The following is a 14228-nucleotide window of genomic DNA, read 5'->3' on the forward strand; positions in this document are numbered from 1 at the left end:
AAGTGTAAAAATAAGAAAAAAGGAATTAATGAAATAATCCTTTAACATTCGCGGCAAATAATTTAACAGCAATTGCCAAAAGAACAACTCCAAAAGTTTTTCTAATTACTCCCAATCCATTTTTACCTAGCATTTTTTCAATTTTAGCAGAGGATTTCAAAACAATAAAAACCAAAATAATATTAAAAATTATTGCAATTACAATATTTATGGTTTGAAATTGAGATTTTAAAGATAATAAAGTGGTCATTGTTCCTGCGCCAGCAATAAGAGGAAATGCTAGAGGCACAATAGAAGCAGAGCTGGCTTCTTCTTCTTTATAAAGTCGGATTCCTAAAATCATTTCGATTGCTAGAAAAAACAATACAAACGATCCAGCTACAGCAAAAGAGTGAACATCAATACCAATTAAATTTAGCAGTTCTTCTCCAACAAATAAAAAGGTGATCATTATTATTCCCGCAGCTAGTGATGCTTTTTCAGATTCAATATGACCGTATTTTTGTCTTAAATCTACAACAATTGGAATAGTTCCAACGATGTCAATTACTGCAAAAAGCACCATTCCTATGGTTGCAATTTCTTTAAAATCAAATCCTAGCATAATAAAAATATTTATACGGCAAAATTACTTCTTTACAATTAGTAACCAACAATTGGCAGTATTAATTTTAGATTAAATTGTACTTGTTAAAACATAAAAAACCTTTGTACCTTTGACCGATTAAAAAAGTAATCCACCATGTTTCAGTTAGGGAAAACCATAGTTTCGGAAGATATTTTAGAAAAAGATTTTGTTTGCAATCTATCAGCTTGCCATGGAGCTTGTTGTGTTGACGGAGATGCAGGCGCTCCATTGAGTTTGGAAGAAACTAAAATATTGGAAGAAATTTATCCAATGGTAAAACCTTTTCTTCGTAAAGAAGGAATTGAAGCAATTGAAAAATTAGGAACTTGGGTAAAAGGTACCGAACAAGATCTTGAAACACCACTTATTGATGAAAAAGATTGCGCTTATGTTATTTTTGATGGAAAAACAGCACTTTGCGGAATTGAGCAAGCTTATAATCAAGGGGTAATTTCATGGAAAAAACCGGTTTCTTGTCATTTGTATCCAATTCGGGTTAAAGACTTTACCGAGTTTGCAGCAGTTAATTACGACCGCTGGGATATTTGTGATGATGCCTGTTCTTTAGGAAAAGAACTTCAAGTCCCAATTTATAAATTTGTGAGGGAAGCACTGGTTCGAAAATTTGGAGAAGATTGGTATATGGAATTAGAAAAAGTAGCTGAAGAATTAAAAAACGAAAAGTAAAAATAAATATTATTTAAAAACCTTAACCTCAATAAATGCTGAAGTTAAGGTTTTTTTGTGGAGAATACCGGAGTCGAACCGGTTACCTCTTGCCTGCCAGGCAAGCGCTCTAGCCAAATGAGCTAATCCCCCATTTTTTAGCAAATATATTTATTTACAAAGGTATTAGTGTTTTTTTCTCATCAAATTTTCAATAATATATAATTTTATTCAATTAATTTCCCTATAATTGCATTGCGAATCAATTATTTATAGGATTAACTAACAAAACACTCTATGAAAAAAATTACTTTATTATTATTATTTTTTATTGTTTTTCAAAGCAACGCGCAAGTGGTTGCTTCACAAAATTTCGATACTGCATTAGGTTGGACTTCTACCACTGTTACTAGTGATGCTGGAACTACAATAAGCGCTTGGGCAAGAAGAACTGCTGGTACTACTCCTACTTGTACTCCATTTGCAGGAGCAGGTATGGCACGATTTATTTCTTATAGTATTCTTAGTGGAGGAACTGGTAGGTTAACATCTCCAGCGATTACTTTTGCAGGGGCAAGCTATAGAGTTAACCTAAAAATGTTCAGAGATTCTGGATACCCTACTGCTGCTGACAATATTAAAGTTTACTACAACACAACAAATGCTGCTGGGGGAACTTTATTAGGAACTGTAAATAGATCAAAAAGCTTAGCGCCTATTGTGACAGAAGATGGATGGTATTCTTATACTTTTTTTATTCCAGGCACACCTTCAGGAACAGGTTATATTAATATCTTAGGAACTTCTGCTTACGGAAACAATATCTTTATCGATGAAATTGTTGTTGATCAAATTCCAGTGAATGATGCTGATATGAGCGTTTTAAATGTGAACTCAATTATCCCTAATGGAGTAAGCTCTACTGCTATTCAAGGAACAATAAAAAATAATGGATCAACTACTTTAAATTCAATTGACATAAAATGGCAAGTAGACTCAGGGACGATATATACACAATCATTATCGGGATTAAATTTAGCAATTAACCAAACCTATGATTTTACTCATAATACACAATGGAATACAAGCTTTCCCGGTTTATATTCTTTAAAAGTTTGGGTTTCTAATATTAATGGAGGAAGTACAGATGCAGATGCATCTAATGACATGATTACAAAATCAGTATCTGTAGCAAGTGGTTCAACTACCAGAGTTCCTTTATATGAAAAATTCTCAAGTTCAACTTGTCCTCCATGTGCAAGTTTCAACGGCACCTATTTCAGCCCATTTTTAGCAAATCATCCAAACGAATTTTCTTTGATTAGCTATCAAGTAAACTTTCCAGGATCAGGTGATCCTTATTATACTCCAGAAGTTGGAACAAGAGTTTCTTATTATGGAGTAAGTGGAGCACCAACTTTATATGTAGATGCAAAAGAAGGAACAAATTTTAACGCTGCAGCTTTAGAATCAGATTTAACTAATGCAGTTGCATCTCCTGCTTATTTTGCAATTAATGCTTCTAAATCATTAGTTGGAAATGACATGTCTGTTCAAGTAACTACAACGCCATATTTAACAGGAAATTATAAATTATATGTTGCAGTGGTAGAAAAACTAACTACTGGAAATTTCGCTTCAAACGGAGAAACAGAATTTCATAATGTATTTATGAAAATGATGTCTAGTGCAAGTGGTGATTCGGTAAGTTTTACTCATGATGTTCAAGCTGTAAATAATTTCCAAACTACTTTAACAGGATTAAATATTGAAGAAATGTCAGATTTAGAAGTTATTGTATTTATTCAAAATCCTGCAACAAAAGCGATTATGCAATCAAAAATTGCCGCAGAAGGTTTGTCTACAAACTCATTTGATAGTGCTTCTAAATTTAAAGTATATCCAAATCCTTCAAACGGAATTGTGAAAATTAAAACAGAATCTCCAGTAGATGTTGTTGTTATGGATATTACTGGAAAAACAGTTTACACAATGAATCAGGTAACTAGCGATAGTCAATTAAATTTATCTTCTTTGCAAAAAGGGATCTATATGGCTAAAATTATGAGTGAAGGAACTGAAGAAACACAAAAAATAATTTTAAAATAATTCTTTAAATTCTGGAAGTTGAATTGTCAACTTCGAGAAAAATAATATAAATATGAAAAAATTAGTACAATTATTACTACTTTTAATTAGTGCAATTGGTTTTTCACAAATTTCACTATCAAGACACAATTTAACTCCGCTAACCGACGGTCAAGTAGTAGCATTTAATACTATAGCTTATCCTGCAGCTGAATTAGATTTTTATGTGAAAAATAATTCAACAACTGCATCTACTAATATTAAGATAACTTGTACTGCATTAGTAAATAACGATGGAACTGGCTTTGAATTATGTTTTGGGCCTGATTGTCTTTCTAGTGTAGAGGTAGGCGCAACTTATCCAGTTAATCTTCCTTATGTGACTTTAGCTCCAGGTCAATCAAGCGGTAATGAAGGACATTTCTTAAACACAACCATTGGTTCAGGGACGTATCCAAAAGATTATTCATTTAGATTTTACCAAGCAGGTAATCTAAACGGAAACACTATTGATATTACTTATAGATTTGATCCAAACTTATCTTCAGATGAAATCAATCAATTAGAAACTTCAGGAGTTATATTAAAATCATCAGTTGTAGATTCTCAACTGGAATTAGATGTTTTAAAAGCAACTAATATGGAGATTTTTGATTTTAATGGCAAACAATTACTTACAAATAGATTAGAATATGGAATCCAAACGATTGATATTTCTAGTTTTGCTTCAGGAGTATATTTGATAAATTTTGTAAATGAAAAAGGGGTAAATTCCTCAATGAAATTTATTAAAAAATAAATAAAATAACAATTCTAAAAAGTTCGCTTCTAGCGGACTTTTTTGTTTTAGAATAATTCCAATTGTATTCTAAAAAATAAGTATTTTTATACTTTAATTAGATTATGTCATTATCAAACATTAAAATCCTTCATTTAGACAGTAATCATCCTTTGTTATGGCAACAATTGGAAGAAGCTGGTTTTAACAACGAACAAGATTTTACTTCTACAAAAGAAGAAGTAGAAGCTAAAATTCTAAATTATCACGGTATTGTAATTCGTAGTCGATTTAAAATTGACCGCACTTTTATAGATAAAGCTAAAAATTTGCAATTCATTGCTCGACTAGGTGCAGGATTAGAAAGTATCGATTGTGAATATGCAACGTCAAAAGGAATACATTTAATTGCTGCTCCCGAAGGAAATAAAAATGCCGTTGGAGAACATGCACTCGGCATGTTACTTTCTTTAATGAACAAACTCAATCGTGCCGACAGATTAGTTCGAGAAGGAAAATGGATTCGGGAAGGTAATCGTGGCTATGAAATTGAACACAAAACAATAGGTATAATTGGTTATGGAAACATGGGGAAGTCATTTGCCAAAAAACTGCAAGGATTTGATGTGGAAGTTTTGTGTTATGATATACAAGAAAATGTAGGAGATCAAAATGCTACCCAGGTTAGTTTGAAAGTAATTCAAGAAAAGGCCGATGTTTTAAGTTTACATATTCCTTGGACCCCTGAAACGGATAAGATGGTAAATTCTGAATTTATTAATTCATTTGCTAAGCCTTTTTGGTTTATAAATACTTCAAGAGGGAAAAATGTAGTTACGGCCGATTTAGTAGACGCCTTAAAAACCAAAAAAATATTAGGGGCCGCTTTGGATGTGTTAGAATATGAAAAACTGTCTTTTGAAAATTTATTTATAGATACCGAAAAACCAGCAGCTTTCAACTATTTGTTAGAAGCAGAAAATGTTTTACTTACCCCTCATATTGCAGGCTGGACTCATGAAAGCCACGAAAAGTTAGCACAGACCATTGTAGATAAAATAAAAGCTATTTATTTCAAATAATTTTTCTATATTAGTGATCTAAATCAAATTAAAAATAAAATTATGGACGCACAAAAAGTTGACATGTATATGATGATGAATTCAAAATACTTTGAAAGTTATCATTTAAACGCTGTAAGAGAAAAATTATTAAGTTTAGATGATTCTAAGTCAGGAATCGTTCACAGTCTTCAATTTAAAGAGCCAACAACTGCTTTAATTATATCAATTTTCGGTGGAGCATACGGAATTGACCGTTTCTATATTGGTGATACGGGTATGGGAGTTGGAAAACTATTAACTTGTGGTGGATTAGGAATTTGGGCAATCATTGATTGGTTCATGATTCAAGGTGCTACTCGTGAAAAAAACATGCAAATCTTTCAAAACGCATTATATTAGTAAATGTCTAAAAACAAGTTATATCTGTATATTCTTATAGCTTGTTTTACAGGGCTTAGTTATCTGTTTTATAAAACTATTTATTCCTATCAAGAGACTTCAATAAGTACTTGTATGGTAAAAAATATAACAGGTTATCCTTGCCCTTCCTGTGGAACAACTAGAGCCATCCAATTGCTTTTAAATAATGATTGGATGGCTTCTTTGCAAATGAATCCTTTTGGCATACTAGTTGCATTAATGATGTTTGGTTTTCCTATTTGGATTGTATTTGATCTAATTTTTAAAAAAGAATCTTTTTATAAATACTACCAAAAAGCTGAAGGCATAATTAGATCTAAATGGGTTGCAATACTATTAATTATTCTAGTTATTGTTAACTGGATATGGAATATTAAAAAAGAACTATGATTCAAAACTCCAACTTTGTTTACCAGCCAACCGATCATGAATCGGAAAAAGCATCCAATAGTTATTTAATGTCTTTAGTGGCATTAGTTGCTGGGTTGCCCTTACCAATTATTAATTTAATTGCCACATTTTTCTTTTTTATTGCTAATAGAAAAGGCACTTATTTTGTGCGTTGGCATTGTACTCAAGCCTTAGTATCGCAAGCTGCTTTATTATGCATGAATAGTTTTGGTTTTTGGTGGACTGTTTCAATTGTATTTGGCGACGAACAAGTGAGCAATCGTTATTTCGCCTATATGATTACAGCTTTTTGTTTTAATGTGTTTGAATTTATTTCAACTATTTATTGCGCAGTTCAATCTCGAAAAGGAAAACATGTGCAGCAGTTCTTTTTTGGAAATATAACTAACTTAATTTGTCGTGCAGATGTTAAATAAAACCATTATTCAAGGGCTAATTATTTTAGCTTTATTTTTCGGATTATTTTTCGGATTATCAAAAGTTGATTTTGTGGGATTGATGCAAATTGAGAAGAATACTACTTCTGCCGAAAATAAAATTGGTGATTTAATTTGGGATAATATTCAAGAAACTGAAGATATTATTACAAACGATTCCATTGTAAAAACTTTAGATAGTTTGATAGTACCTATTTGTAAAGCAAATAAAATTGAAAGAGATTCATTAAAAATTCATATTGTAAAAAATGATGAAGTGAATGCTTTTGCTTTGCCAAACAAGCATTTGGTAATTTATACCGGTTTGTTACTAGATTGCAAAAAACAAGAAGCAGTTCAAGGAGTTATTGGACATGAAATAGCCCATATTGAAAACAATCATGTAATGAAGAAGTTGTCAAAAGAAGTTGGTCTTACGGTATTACTAACTGCTGCTTCAGGCGGAAAAGGAGGAGAAATAATAAAGGAAATATTCAAAACACTATCTTCTTCTGCTTATGACAGGACTTTAGAAAAAGAAGCCGATATGGAAAGTGTAAATTATTTGCTTAAAGCAAATATTAATCCCGAGCCGATGGCCGATTTTATGTTTCAATTGGCGCAACAAGAAGCATTACCAAATGCTTTTTCTTGGATTTCGACTCATCCCGAGTCGGAAGAAAGAGCTAAATATATTTTAGATTATTTGAAAGGTAAGAAATACCAAAATAAACAATCAATTTCAGAAACTAATTGGGTTTTATTTCAAGAAAAGATAAAGAATAATTAGTGTTTTAGCACTTCGACAGGCTCAGTGTGACACCAATTTATGAATCAACAATTAGTTAAGATCGATTCAGTGTGACACCAATTTAGGAATAAATATTAGTTAATATAGGCTCGGCGCCACCATTAATAAACAAAAATTAGTTAAGATAGACTAATTGTGACAACAAGTTTTGGTTCAATTGAAAGGCGTGAACCAAATGTCAGTCTGAGCTTGTCGAAGACCTAATTAAATTAAACCTTTATTTTTCAGGCTTAATAGGATTACCAAATTGAGAATAGTTTTTTGAATACAATACCAATTTGTCCCAATCTTGTAGTATTAACGCTTCTTTTTTTCTTCTACTCCAGCCTTTGATTTGTTTTTCTGTTTTAATAGCATTTGTCACATCATTAAATATTTCAAACCATACTAACTCAATTGGCAGCCTTTTATAAGTGTAACATTCATTATTTAGACCAGATTTATGTTCTAATATTCTTCTTTCTAAATTATTTGTGACACCCGTATAATAAGAGTCATCAAAACACTTTAGTATATAAACAAAGTAAGATTTCATATTAATTTATTTTAGCACTTCGACAGGCTCAGTGTGACAACATGAGTGCAATAAATTATATGGTAAGATTTGGAGTGAAATGAATTAGTATTACAATTTTTCGCCAAGTTTTCTCTCTAATTCGGCTTGAAATTCTTCCATTACTGGTTTCATGGTACTTTCTGGTATATCGGCAATTCGAATATACATTAAACCATCAATGGCATTGTTAAATAGGGGATCTACATTGAACGCCACCAAACGAGCGTTTTGCTTAATGTATTTTTTTATCAATACCGGAAGTCGCAAATTGCCAGGTTCTAGTTCGTCAATTATTTTGTCAAACTTATTTAAATCGGCTTCTGTTTCGTCAAAAATAAAGTCCTTGTCGGCATCCTTAAGTTTTACTTTAAATTCTTTTTTTGGATGAACATATTGGGCAATATAAGGATCATAATAATTTGATTTCATAAATTCAATCATCAACGATTTTGAAAAATCAGAAAATTGATTGCTAATGCTCACGCCACCTAATAAATATTTATGCTCTGGATAACGAAGTGTAGTGTGAATAATTCCTCTCCACAATAAAAACAAAGGCATTGGTTTTTGTTGGTATTCTTTAATGATAAATGCTCTTCCCATTTCGATAGAATTATGCATTATCTCATGAAATTCACTTTCAAATCGGAATAAATCATTCAAGTAAAATCCGGCCATGCCGTGCTTAGGATAAATCTCTGAGCCCAATCCCATTCTATAAGCACCGGCTATTTTTTTAGCATCTTCATCCCAAAGAAACATGTGACGGTAATATTGATCGTATTTATCTAAATCAATCGATTCATTCGTTCCTTCACCAACCTCTCTAAATGTAATTTCTCTCAATCTTCCTATCTCATGTAGTATATTAGGAATAGCATCTGCCTTTGCAAAAAATACTTCATAGTTTTTACTTTGAAAATAGCGGCAATCGGTTTCTCTTAATTTGGCAACCTCGGCAATCATTGCTTCCTCATTTGCAGGAGTAACAATCTTTTTAGGACTTTTTTGAGGTTTTAAATTGGGGACCGTTAATAATTTATTTTCTTTATTAAACGAATTGGCAAGCATGTAGGTTTTCTTTCTCAAAAACTCTGAATAATCTTCAATAGTTTTATATTCATTTTGCTCGTTAACCGAAATTGGTTTACCAATACGAACTTTAATTACTCTGTCTTTTTGAGAAAATAATTCCGATGGCAACTTTGCTGTTCTTAAAGTGCTATTTATTTTAGATAATAAATAAAATAATCCACTGTTTTTAGCATGAAAATAGATTGGAACAACAGGGACTTGAGCTTTTCTAATTACCTTTATTGCTCCTTCTTCCCAAGGTTTATCTACAACTAATTTTCCGTCTTTGTAAGTTGAAACCTCTCCTGCTGGAAACATCCCTAAAGGTTTCCCATCACTTAAATGCCGGAATGTTTCTTTTAATCCTATCACACTAGATTTTACATCTTTATGATTTTCAAAAGGATTAACAGGCATTATATATTTTTTGAGTGGCTCAATTCGATGCAATAAAAAATTAGCAATTATTTTAAAATTAGGTTCTTTTTCAAGCATTAATTTTAATAATAACACGCCATCAATTCCACCAAGAGGGTGATTAGAAATGGTAATATATGCTCCGTCTTTTGGTAATCGCTTTAAATCTTCCTCTGGGATTTCAAATTTTATTTGTAATTCATCCAAAAGTGAATTTAAAAATTCAATTTCTTCTAGATTTTTATTCCTGTCATATAATTTATTCAAAGTAGAGATCTTAAGCACTTTCATTAATACCCATCCAGCGAATGTGCCTAAAACACCATACTTATCGGCATTAATTGCTTTTGAAACTTCTTTTGCAGTGACTAAACCCATTTACAATTTTTTCTTTTGTGAACAAGAAACAAATATAGTAAATCTATTGCAATGGAATTTTAAAAAATTATTAAATCCTAAAGAGGTTAAAAAAATATTATAATTTTGGATAAATAGAGAAAGGATAAATGAATTTTACATACTTTTGAAAAACTAAAAAAATAAAATGAAAATCATTTCTTATAATGTAAATGGTATTCGTGCTGCAATTACAAAAGGATTTCTTGAATGGCTTCAAACTGCAAATCCTGATGTAATTTGTTTACAAGAAATAAAAGCTACCGAAGACCAAATTCCTACTCAAGATATTACTGCTGCTGGTTACCCTTTTCAATATTATTTTCCAGCTACAAAAAAAGGATATAGTGGAGTAGCAATTTTATCTAAAATAGAACCTCAAAAAATCGTTTATGGCACGGGAATTGAGCATATGGATTTTGAAGGTAGAAATTTAAGAGCCGATTTCGAAAATTTATCGGTTATGAGTTTGTATTTGCCCTCAGGAACAAATATTGATCGATTGGGCCATAAATTTAAATACATGGATGATTTTCACAATTATATAATGCATTTAAAAAAAGATATTCCAAATTTGGTTATTTGTGGAGACTATAATATTTGCCATGAAGCCATAGACATTCATGATCCTATTCGAAATCAAACTGTATCCGGATTTTTACCTCAAGAGCGTGCTTGGCTTGATGCCTTTATGAAATCGGGGTTTATTGATAGTTTTAGACATTTTAATAAAGAGCCTCATAATTATTCTTGGTGGAGCTATAGAGCAGGTGCAAGAGGTAATAATAAAGGTTGGCGTATTGATTACAATTTAGTTAGCGAAAACCTAAAAGAAAGAATGACTAGAGCAGTAATTTTACCCGAAGCAAAACATTCAGACCATTGTCCAATAATGGTGGAAATAAATTAATAATTAAACACCCAATTCTAACCTAAAATTAAACAACAATGATAAAAAAAATCGCCTTAGGTCTATTAGTATTAGCACTTTCTACTTCTTGTGTATCAAAAAAAATATACCAAGATTTAGAAAATAAATTTGCCGATTTAAAGAAAGAAAATCGAAAATTAGCTGATGATAACGAAGAATTAAATAAAGTTAAAAATCAACTAGAACTTGATGGGAGTAAGCTTAAGGCTGAATACGATAAGCTTAAAGCTGATTATGAAAAATTACAAGCAAATTGTGCTGCAACCGAAAAAAGTTTAAAAACCTTGCAAGCTTCTTACAATGCTTTAGAAAAAGACAGCAATGAAGCGCTTACAGCAAACATAAATAAAAACAGAGAATTGTTAGCTCAGCTTGAAGCTAAAGAAAAAACTATGGCGGCAGAGCAAGCAAGACTTAATAAATTAAAAGCCGATTTAGATGCTAGTTCAAAAAGATTAAGCGAATTGGAGGCATACATAGCTGCAAAAGATGCTAGTATGAAAAAATTGAAAGAAACATTATTAAAATCTTTAAAAGCATTTGATGGAAAAGGATTAACCGTTCATGAAAAAGATGGAAAAGTATATGTTTCTATGGAAAACAAATTATTATTCCAAACTGGAAGTTGGGCTGTTAATGGTGAAGGAAAAACTGCGGTTGTTGAGGTTGGAAAAGTTTTAGCTCAAAATCCAGATCTTTCCGTATTAATTGAAGGCCATACCGATGATGATAAAATCACAGGAAATCTTGGAGGCGGAATTGAAAGCAACTGGGATTTATCTACTAAAAGAGCCACTGCAATTGTGAATATTCTTTCTGAAAATAAAGGGATAAATAAACAAAATCTTACTGCAGCAGGTCGTGGAGAATTTGCACCACTAATGAGTAATGATACTCAAGAGGGGAAAGCTAAAAACAGAAGAATTGAAATTATTCTTACTCCAAAATTAGATGAAATATCTAAAATGCTGAAAGACTTTTAAAAGTCATTTATATTAATTAAAAAAGACTCTAATTTTCTTAGGGTCTTTTTTAATTATTTTAATTTTGTTTTACAAATGTTAGCCATTTAAAGTCTTTTTTATAATGTACTTTTGTAATTCAAATTCTATATTTTACAAATGAATTATATCTTACTTCCAAATTCCGAGTTAAAAGTTAGTACGATTTGTCTGGGCACTATGACTTTTGGTAATCAAAATACCGAAGCTGAAGCGCATGCTCAGTTGGATTATGCAATCGAAAAAGGCATAAATTTTATCGATACTGCCGAAATGTATCCTATTGGCGGAAACGCTCAAATAGTTGGAAGTACCGAAAGACATATTGGGAGTTGGTTACATAAAATTGGCTCTTCAGAAAGAGAGAAATTGGTAATTGCAACTAAAATTGCAGGGCCAAATCGCGGTTTGGAGTACATCCGTCAGCCTTTAGATTTTTCTAAAAAAAGCATCCATGATGCGGTAAACTTGAGTTTAAAAAATTTACAAATCGACACTATTGATTTGTATCAAATGCATTGGCCAGAACGCGTTATGAATATGTTTGGCCAACGAGGGGTGACTCAAATTGACACCAATTGGAAAGACAATATTTTTGAAGTGTTAACTATTTTTGAAGGATTAATTAAAGAAGGCAAAATAAGAAACATCGGAGTTTCAAATGAGAATCCTTACGGAGTGATGCGTTTTTTGCATGAAAGTGAAAAGCACAATTTGCCCAGAATATCCACTATTCAAAATCCCTATTCGTTACTTAACAGATTGTATGAAGTTGGACTTTCTGAAGTTTGCATGCGCGAAAATGTTGGTTTGTTGGCTTATTCCCCACTTGGTTTTGGATCACTTTCTGGAAAATATTTGGGAGAAGTTAAACCTGAATACCGAATGGCTAAATTTCCGCAGTTCACAAGATATACAAGCGAGAATTGCACTAAAGCAATTAAATTATACAAAGAATTAGCCGAAGCAAATAATTTGACAATTGCTCAAATGGCAATTGCATTTGTAAACCAACAAAACCTTGTGACCTCTACCATTATTGGCGCCACTTCTTTAAAGCAATTGAAAGAAAATATTACTGCTTTTGAAGTAGTTTTGGCACCAGAAATTTTGATGGAAATAAATAAAATTCAGGAGTTAATTCCGAATCCAGCACCTTAATAATTAAAAATTCTGATTATTCAATTATCAATTTTTTAGAATAACTAATTCCATTTTCGGTTTCCACTGAAACCATATAAATGCCTTTAGTAATTGATGAAATTGAAATTGTATTTTCAGGATTATTTTCTAATTTTTGCGATAAAATTAATTTGCCTGTTAAATCAAAAATCGTAATTTTTGTTGCTAGATTATCGTTAGATAATTTAATTGAAATCGAATTTTTGGCAGGGTTTGGGAATAATGAAAATTCATTTTTTTCAAAATCCGAAGTTGCAGAAGAAGCATCTTGAATCTTGAAAATAATCCCAGATGAAATTCCAGCTACATACAATTCGCCCGCAAAATCTTCACCAAAAGTGGCAAAATTATTTCCAGAGAAAGCTGTAGTCATAGTAATTGTCCCAGCACTATTTACCATTCTAATTTTGTCGTCGCAATAGTCGGTAAAGAAGTATTTATTTTGAAAGTTGGGATACAATGTTCCTGTATAAACATATCCGCCCGTAACAGAACATGCTCCACCTGATCGAGAATATTCAGTAAAAGGGAATGTCATAGTACTTGCTGCTGCACATCCAGTTGTAATGTAGGCTGAATTTCCTTCATAACAACGCCAACCAAAATTTATCCCGGTATTGGGTAAGGGGCTCGAAATTTTATCAATTTCCTCAATGGCATTCTGACCAACATCTGCAATCCATAAATCACCATTTAATCTATTAAAAGAAAATTTCCATGGATTTCTTAAACCAATTGCCCAAATTTCATCGTTACCTGCAATTCCAACATATGGATTTGTGGCAGGATTTGTATAAAATGGTGCTACCGAAGAATTTACATCTATACGCAGCATTTTCCCTAGATTATCTGATATATTTTGAGATCGATTTCCTGGGTCACCCCCACTTCCTCCATCACCCATGCCAATGTATAAATAGCCATCAGGACCAAATTTTATACTTCCACCATTATGATTTGAGAAGGGTTGTGTTATTGTCATTAATATCGTTCCAGTGGTACTTGCAACATTTGGGTTAGCACTAACACTATACCTTGCAATAACCGTATTTCCGGCTGTATTTGTATAATTTACAAAGAACAAACCATTAGTTGCATAGTTTGGATGAAATGCCAAGCCCAATAATCCGCGTTCGCCACCCGTACTAATTATAGACGATAAATTTAAAAATGGTGTTGCATTTGTTGTTCCATTAGCATTTACTACTTTTATTAATCCACCTTGTTGCACCACAAATAATCTCGAATCACCTGCATGAGTAATTTCAACTGGATTTGTAAAACCAGATGCAAATTGTGTCAAGGATATGACTTGAGAATAGCCAAAAAAAGACAGCATTGTCATGCCTAAAAGTATAATATTTTTCATAGTTATATGGTTTAGTATTT

General features: G+C 31.9%; 15 protein-coding genes and 1 tRNA gene. 11 read left to right on the forward strand and 5 right to left on the reverse strand.

The window, feature by feature from the left end; genetic code table 11:
• Positions 1-25: 25 nt before the first annotated feature.
• Entirely contained in the window at positions 26-604 is a 579-nt protein-coding gene (locus tag ABWO08_RS06680) for a MarC family protein (protein WP_353084525.1), read from the reverse strand.
• A gap of 138 nt (positions 605-742) precedes the next feature.
• Here ABWO08_RS06680 and ABWO08_RS06685 point away from each other — a divergent pair, with 138 nt between their 5' ends.
• The gene (locus ABWO08_RS06685) at positions 743-1315 is read left to right on the forward strand and encodes a DUF3109 family protein (protein WP_353084527.1); all 573 of its coding nucleotides are present in this window, start codon (positions 743-745) and stop codon (positions 1313-1315) included.
• A gap of 58 nt (positions 1316-1373) precedes the next feature.
• On the opposite strand, the gene ABWO08_RS06690 is transcribed toward ABWO08_RS06685, so the two are convergent.
• A tRNA-Ala gene (locus tag ABWO08_RS06690) sits at positions 1374-1447 on the reverse strand.
• 144 nt (positions 1448-1591) lie between these two features.
• On the opposite strand from ABWO08_RS06690, the gene ABWO08_RS06695 reads away from it, so the two are divergent.
• The 7 genes from ABWO08_RS06695 (at position 1592) to ABWO08_RS06725 (ending at position 7261) form a co-directional block, all read left to right on the forward strand.
• Positions 1592-3403 carry a T9SS type A sorting domain-containing protein gene (locus ABWO08_RS06695; protein ID WP_353084528.1) on the forward strand — a complete coding sequence of 604 codons (1812 nt, stop codon included), beginning with the start codon at positions 1592-1594 and terminating at the stop codon, positions 3401-3403.
• Positions 3404-3455: 52 nt separating this feature from the next.
• A complete protein-coding gene (locus ABWO08_RS06700; RefSeq protein ID WP_353084530.1) occupies positions 3456-4181 on the forward strand; it encodes a T9SS type A sorting domain-containing protein in 726 nt (241 codons plus the stop codon).
• A 104-nt stretch (positions 4182-4285) separates the two neighbouring features.
• Positions 4286-5242 carry a 2-hydroxyacid dehydrogenase gene (locus ABWO08_RS06705; protein ID WP_353084532.1) on the forward strand — a complete coding sequence of 319 codons (957 nt, stop codon included), beginning with the start codon at positions 4286-4288 and terminating at the stop codon, positions 5240-5242.
• A 42-nt stretch (positions 5243-5284) separates the two neighbouring features.
• The gene (locus ABWO08_RS06710; protein WP_353084534.1) at positions 5285-5623 is read left to right on the forward strand and encodes a TM2 domain-containing protein; all 339 of its coding nucleotides are present in this window, start codon (positions 5285-5287) and stop codon (positions 5621-5623) included.
• A gap of 114 nt (positions 5624-5737) precedes the next feature.
• Positions 5738-6034: a DUF2752 domain-containing protein gene (locus ABWO08_RS06715; protein ID WP_353084535.1), complete on the forward strand. Its 297-nt coding sequence runs from the start codon at positions 5738-5740 to the stop codon at positions 6032-6034.
• A complete protein-coding gene (locus ABWO08_RS06720) occupies positions 6031-6471 on the forward strand; it encodes a magnetosome magnetite crystal formation protein family (protein ID WP_353084537.1) in 441 nt (146 codons plus the stop codon). The genes ABWO08_RS06715 and ABWO08_RS06720 overlap by 4 nt, the downstream gene beginning before the upstream one ends.
• Complete coding sequence (locus tag ABWO08_RS06725) at positions 6461-7261, forward strand: M48 family metallopeptidase (protein ID WP_353084539.1); 801 nt, start codon at positions 6461-6463, stop codon at positions 7259-7261. Before ABWO08_RS06720 ends, ABWO08_RS06725 begins: the two co-directional genes overlap by 11 nt.
• 238 nt (positions 7262-7499) lie before the next feature.
• Here the strand turns inward: ABWO08_RS06725 and ABWO08_RS06730 are convergent, their stop codons facing one another.
• The gene (locus ABWO08_RS06730) at positions 7500-7817 is read right to left on the reverse strand and encodes a GIY-YIG nuclease family protein (protein WP_353084541.1); all 318 of its coding nucleotides are present in this window, start codon (positions 7815-7817) and stop codon (positions 7500-7502) included.
• A gap of 90 nt (positions 7818-7907) precedes the next feature.
• Positions 7908-9707, reverse strand: coding sequence for a GNAT family N-acyltransferase (locus ABWO08_RS06735; protein WP_353084542.1), 1800 nt, complete (start codon positions 9705-9707; stop codon positions 7908-7910).
• Between the two features lie 166 nt (positions 9708-9873).
• Between ABWO08_RS06735 and ABWO08_RS06740 the strand changes: the two genes are divergently transcribed.
• The 3 genes from ABWO08_RS06740 to ABWO08_RS06750 all read left to right on the forward strand — a co-directional run bounded on the left by ABWO08_RS06740 (position 9874) and on the right by ABWO08_RS06750 (position 12818).
• A complete protein-coding gene (locus ABWO08_RS06740) occupies positions 9874-10635 on the forward strand; it encodes an exodeoxyribonuclease III (protein ID WP_353084543.1) in 762 nt (253 codons plus the stop codon).
• Positions 10636-10673: 38 nt separating this feature from the next.
• Positions 10674-11639, forward strand: coding sequence for an OmpA family protein (locus tag ABWO08_RS06745; protein WP_353084545.1), 966 nt, complete (start codon positions 10674-10676; stop codon positions 11637-11639).
• Positions 11640-11777: 138 nt separating this feature from the next.
• Positions 11778-12818 (forward strand): aldo/keto reductase, encoded by a 1041-nt coding sequence (locus ABWO08_RS06750; protein ID WP_353084546.1) that lies wholly within the window; start codon positions 11778-11780, stop codon positions 12816-12818.
• A gap of 16 nt (positions 12819-12834) precedes the next feature.
• On the opposite strand, the gene ABWO08_RS06755 is transcribed toward ABWO08_RS06750, so the two are convergent.
• The gene (locus ABWO08_RS06755; RefSeq protein WP_353084547.1) at positions 12835-14208 is read right to left on the reverse strand and encodes a PQQ-dependent sugar dehydrogenase; all 1374 of its coding nucleotides are present in this window, start codon (positions 14206-14208) and stop codon (positions 12835-12837) included.
• Positions 14209-14228 lie beyond the last annotated feature (20 nt).

This window comes from Flavobacterium sp. (assembly GCF_040383245.1).
GTDB lineage: Bacteria > Bacteroidota > Bacteroidia > Flavobacteriales > Flavobacteriaceae > Flavobacterium.

What these genes read in the sequence shown, in the direction of transcription:
- ABWO08_RS06745 (WP_353084545.1), top strand. Translation starts at nt 10,674, where the DNA reads ATGATAAAAAAAATCGCCTTAGGTCTATTAGTATTAGCACTTTCTACT.
- ABWO08_RS06710 (WP_353084534.1), top strand. Translation starts at nt 5,285, where the DNA reads ATGGACGCACAAAAAGTTGACATGTATATGATGATGAATTCAAAATAC.
- ABWO08_RS06700 (WP_353084530.1), top strand. Translation starts at nt 3,456, where the DNA reads ATGAAAAAATTAGTACAATTATTACTACTTTTAATTAGTGCAATTGGT.
- ABWO08_RS06735 (WP_353084542.1), bottom strand. Translation starts at nt 9,707, where the DNA reads ATGGGTTTAGTCACTGCAAAAGAAGTTTCAAAAGCAATTAATGCCGAT.
- ABWO08_RS06730 (WP_353084541.1), bottom strand. Translation starts at nt 7,817, where the DNA reads ATGAAATCTTACTTTGTTTATATACTAAAGTGTTTTGATGACTCTTAT.
- ABWO08_RS06750 (WP_353084546.1), top strand. Translation starts at nt 11,778, where the DNA reads ATGAATTATATCTTACTTCCAAATTCCGAGTTAAAAGTTAGTACGATT.
- ABWO08_RS06740 (WP_353084543.1), top strand. Translation starts at nt 9,874, where the DNA reads ATGAAAATCATTTCTTATAATGTAAATGGTATTCGTGCTGCAATTACA.
- ABWO08_RS06685 (WP_353084527.1), top strand. Translation starts at nt 743, where the DNA reads ATGTTTCAGTTAGGGAAAACCATAGTTTCGGAAGATATTTTAGAAAAA.
- ABWO08_RS06715 (WP_353084535.1), top strand. Translation starts at nt 5,738, where the DNA reads ATGGTAAAAAATATAACAGGTTATCCTTGCCCTTCCTGTGGAACAACT.
- ABWO08_RS06705 (WP_353084532.1), top strand. Translation starts at nt 4,286, where the DNA reads ATGTCATTATCAAACATTAAAATCCTTCATTTAGACAGTAATCATCCT.
- ABWO08_RS06680 (WP_353084525.1), bottom strand. Translation starts at nt 604, where the DNA reads ATGCTAGGATTTGATTTTAAAGAAATTGCAACCATAGGAATGGTGCTT.
- ABWO08_RS06720 (WP_353084537.1), top strand. Translation starts at nt 6,031, where the DNA reads ATGATTCAAAACTCCAACTTTGTTTACCAGCCAACCGATCATGAATCG.
- ABWO08_RS06755 (WP_353084547.1), bottom strand. Translation starts at nt 14,208, where the DNA reads ATGAAAAATATTATACTTTTAGGCATGACAATGCTGTCTTTTTTTGGC.
- ABWO08_RS06725 (WP_353084539.1), top strand. Translation starts at nt 6,461, where the DNA reads ATGTTAAATAAAACCATTATTCAAGGGCTAATTATTTTAGCTTTATTT.
- ABWO08_RS06695 (WP_353084528.1), top strand. Translation starts at nt 1,592, where the DNA reads ATGAAAAAAATTACTTTATTATTATTATTTTTTATTGTTTTTCAAAGC.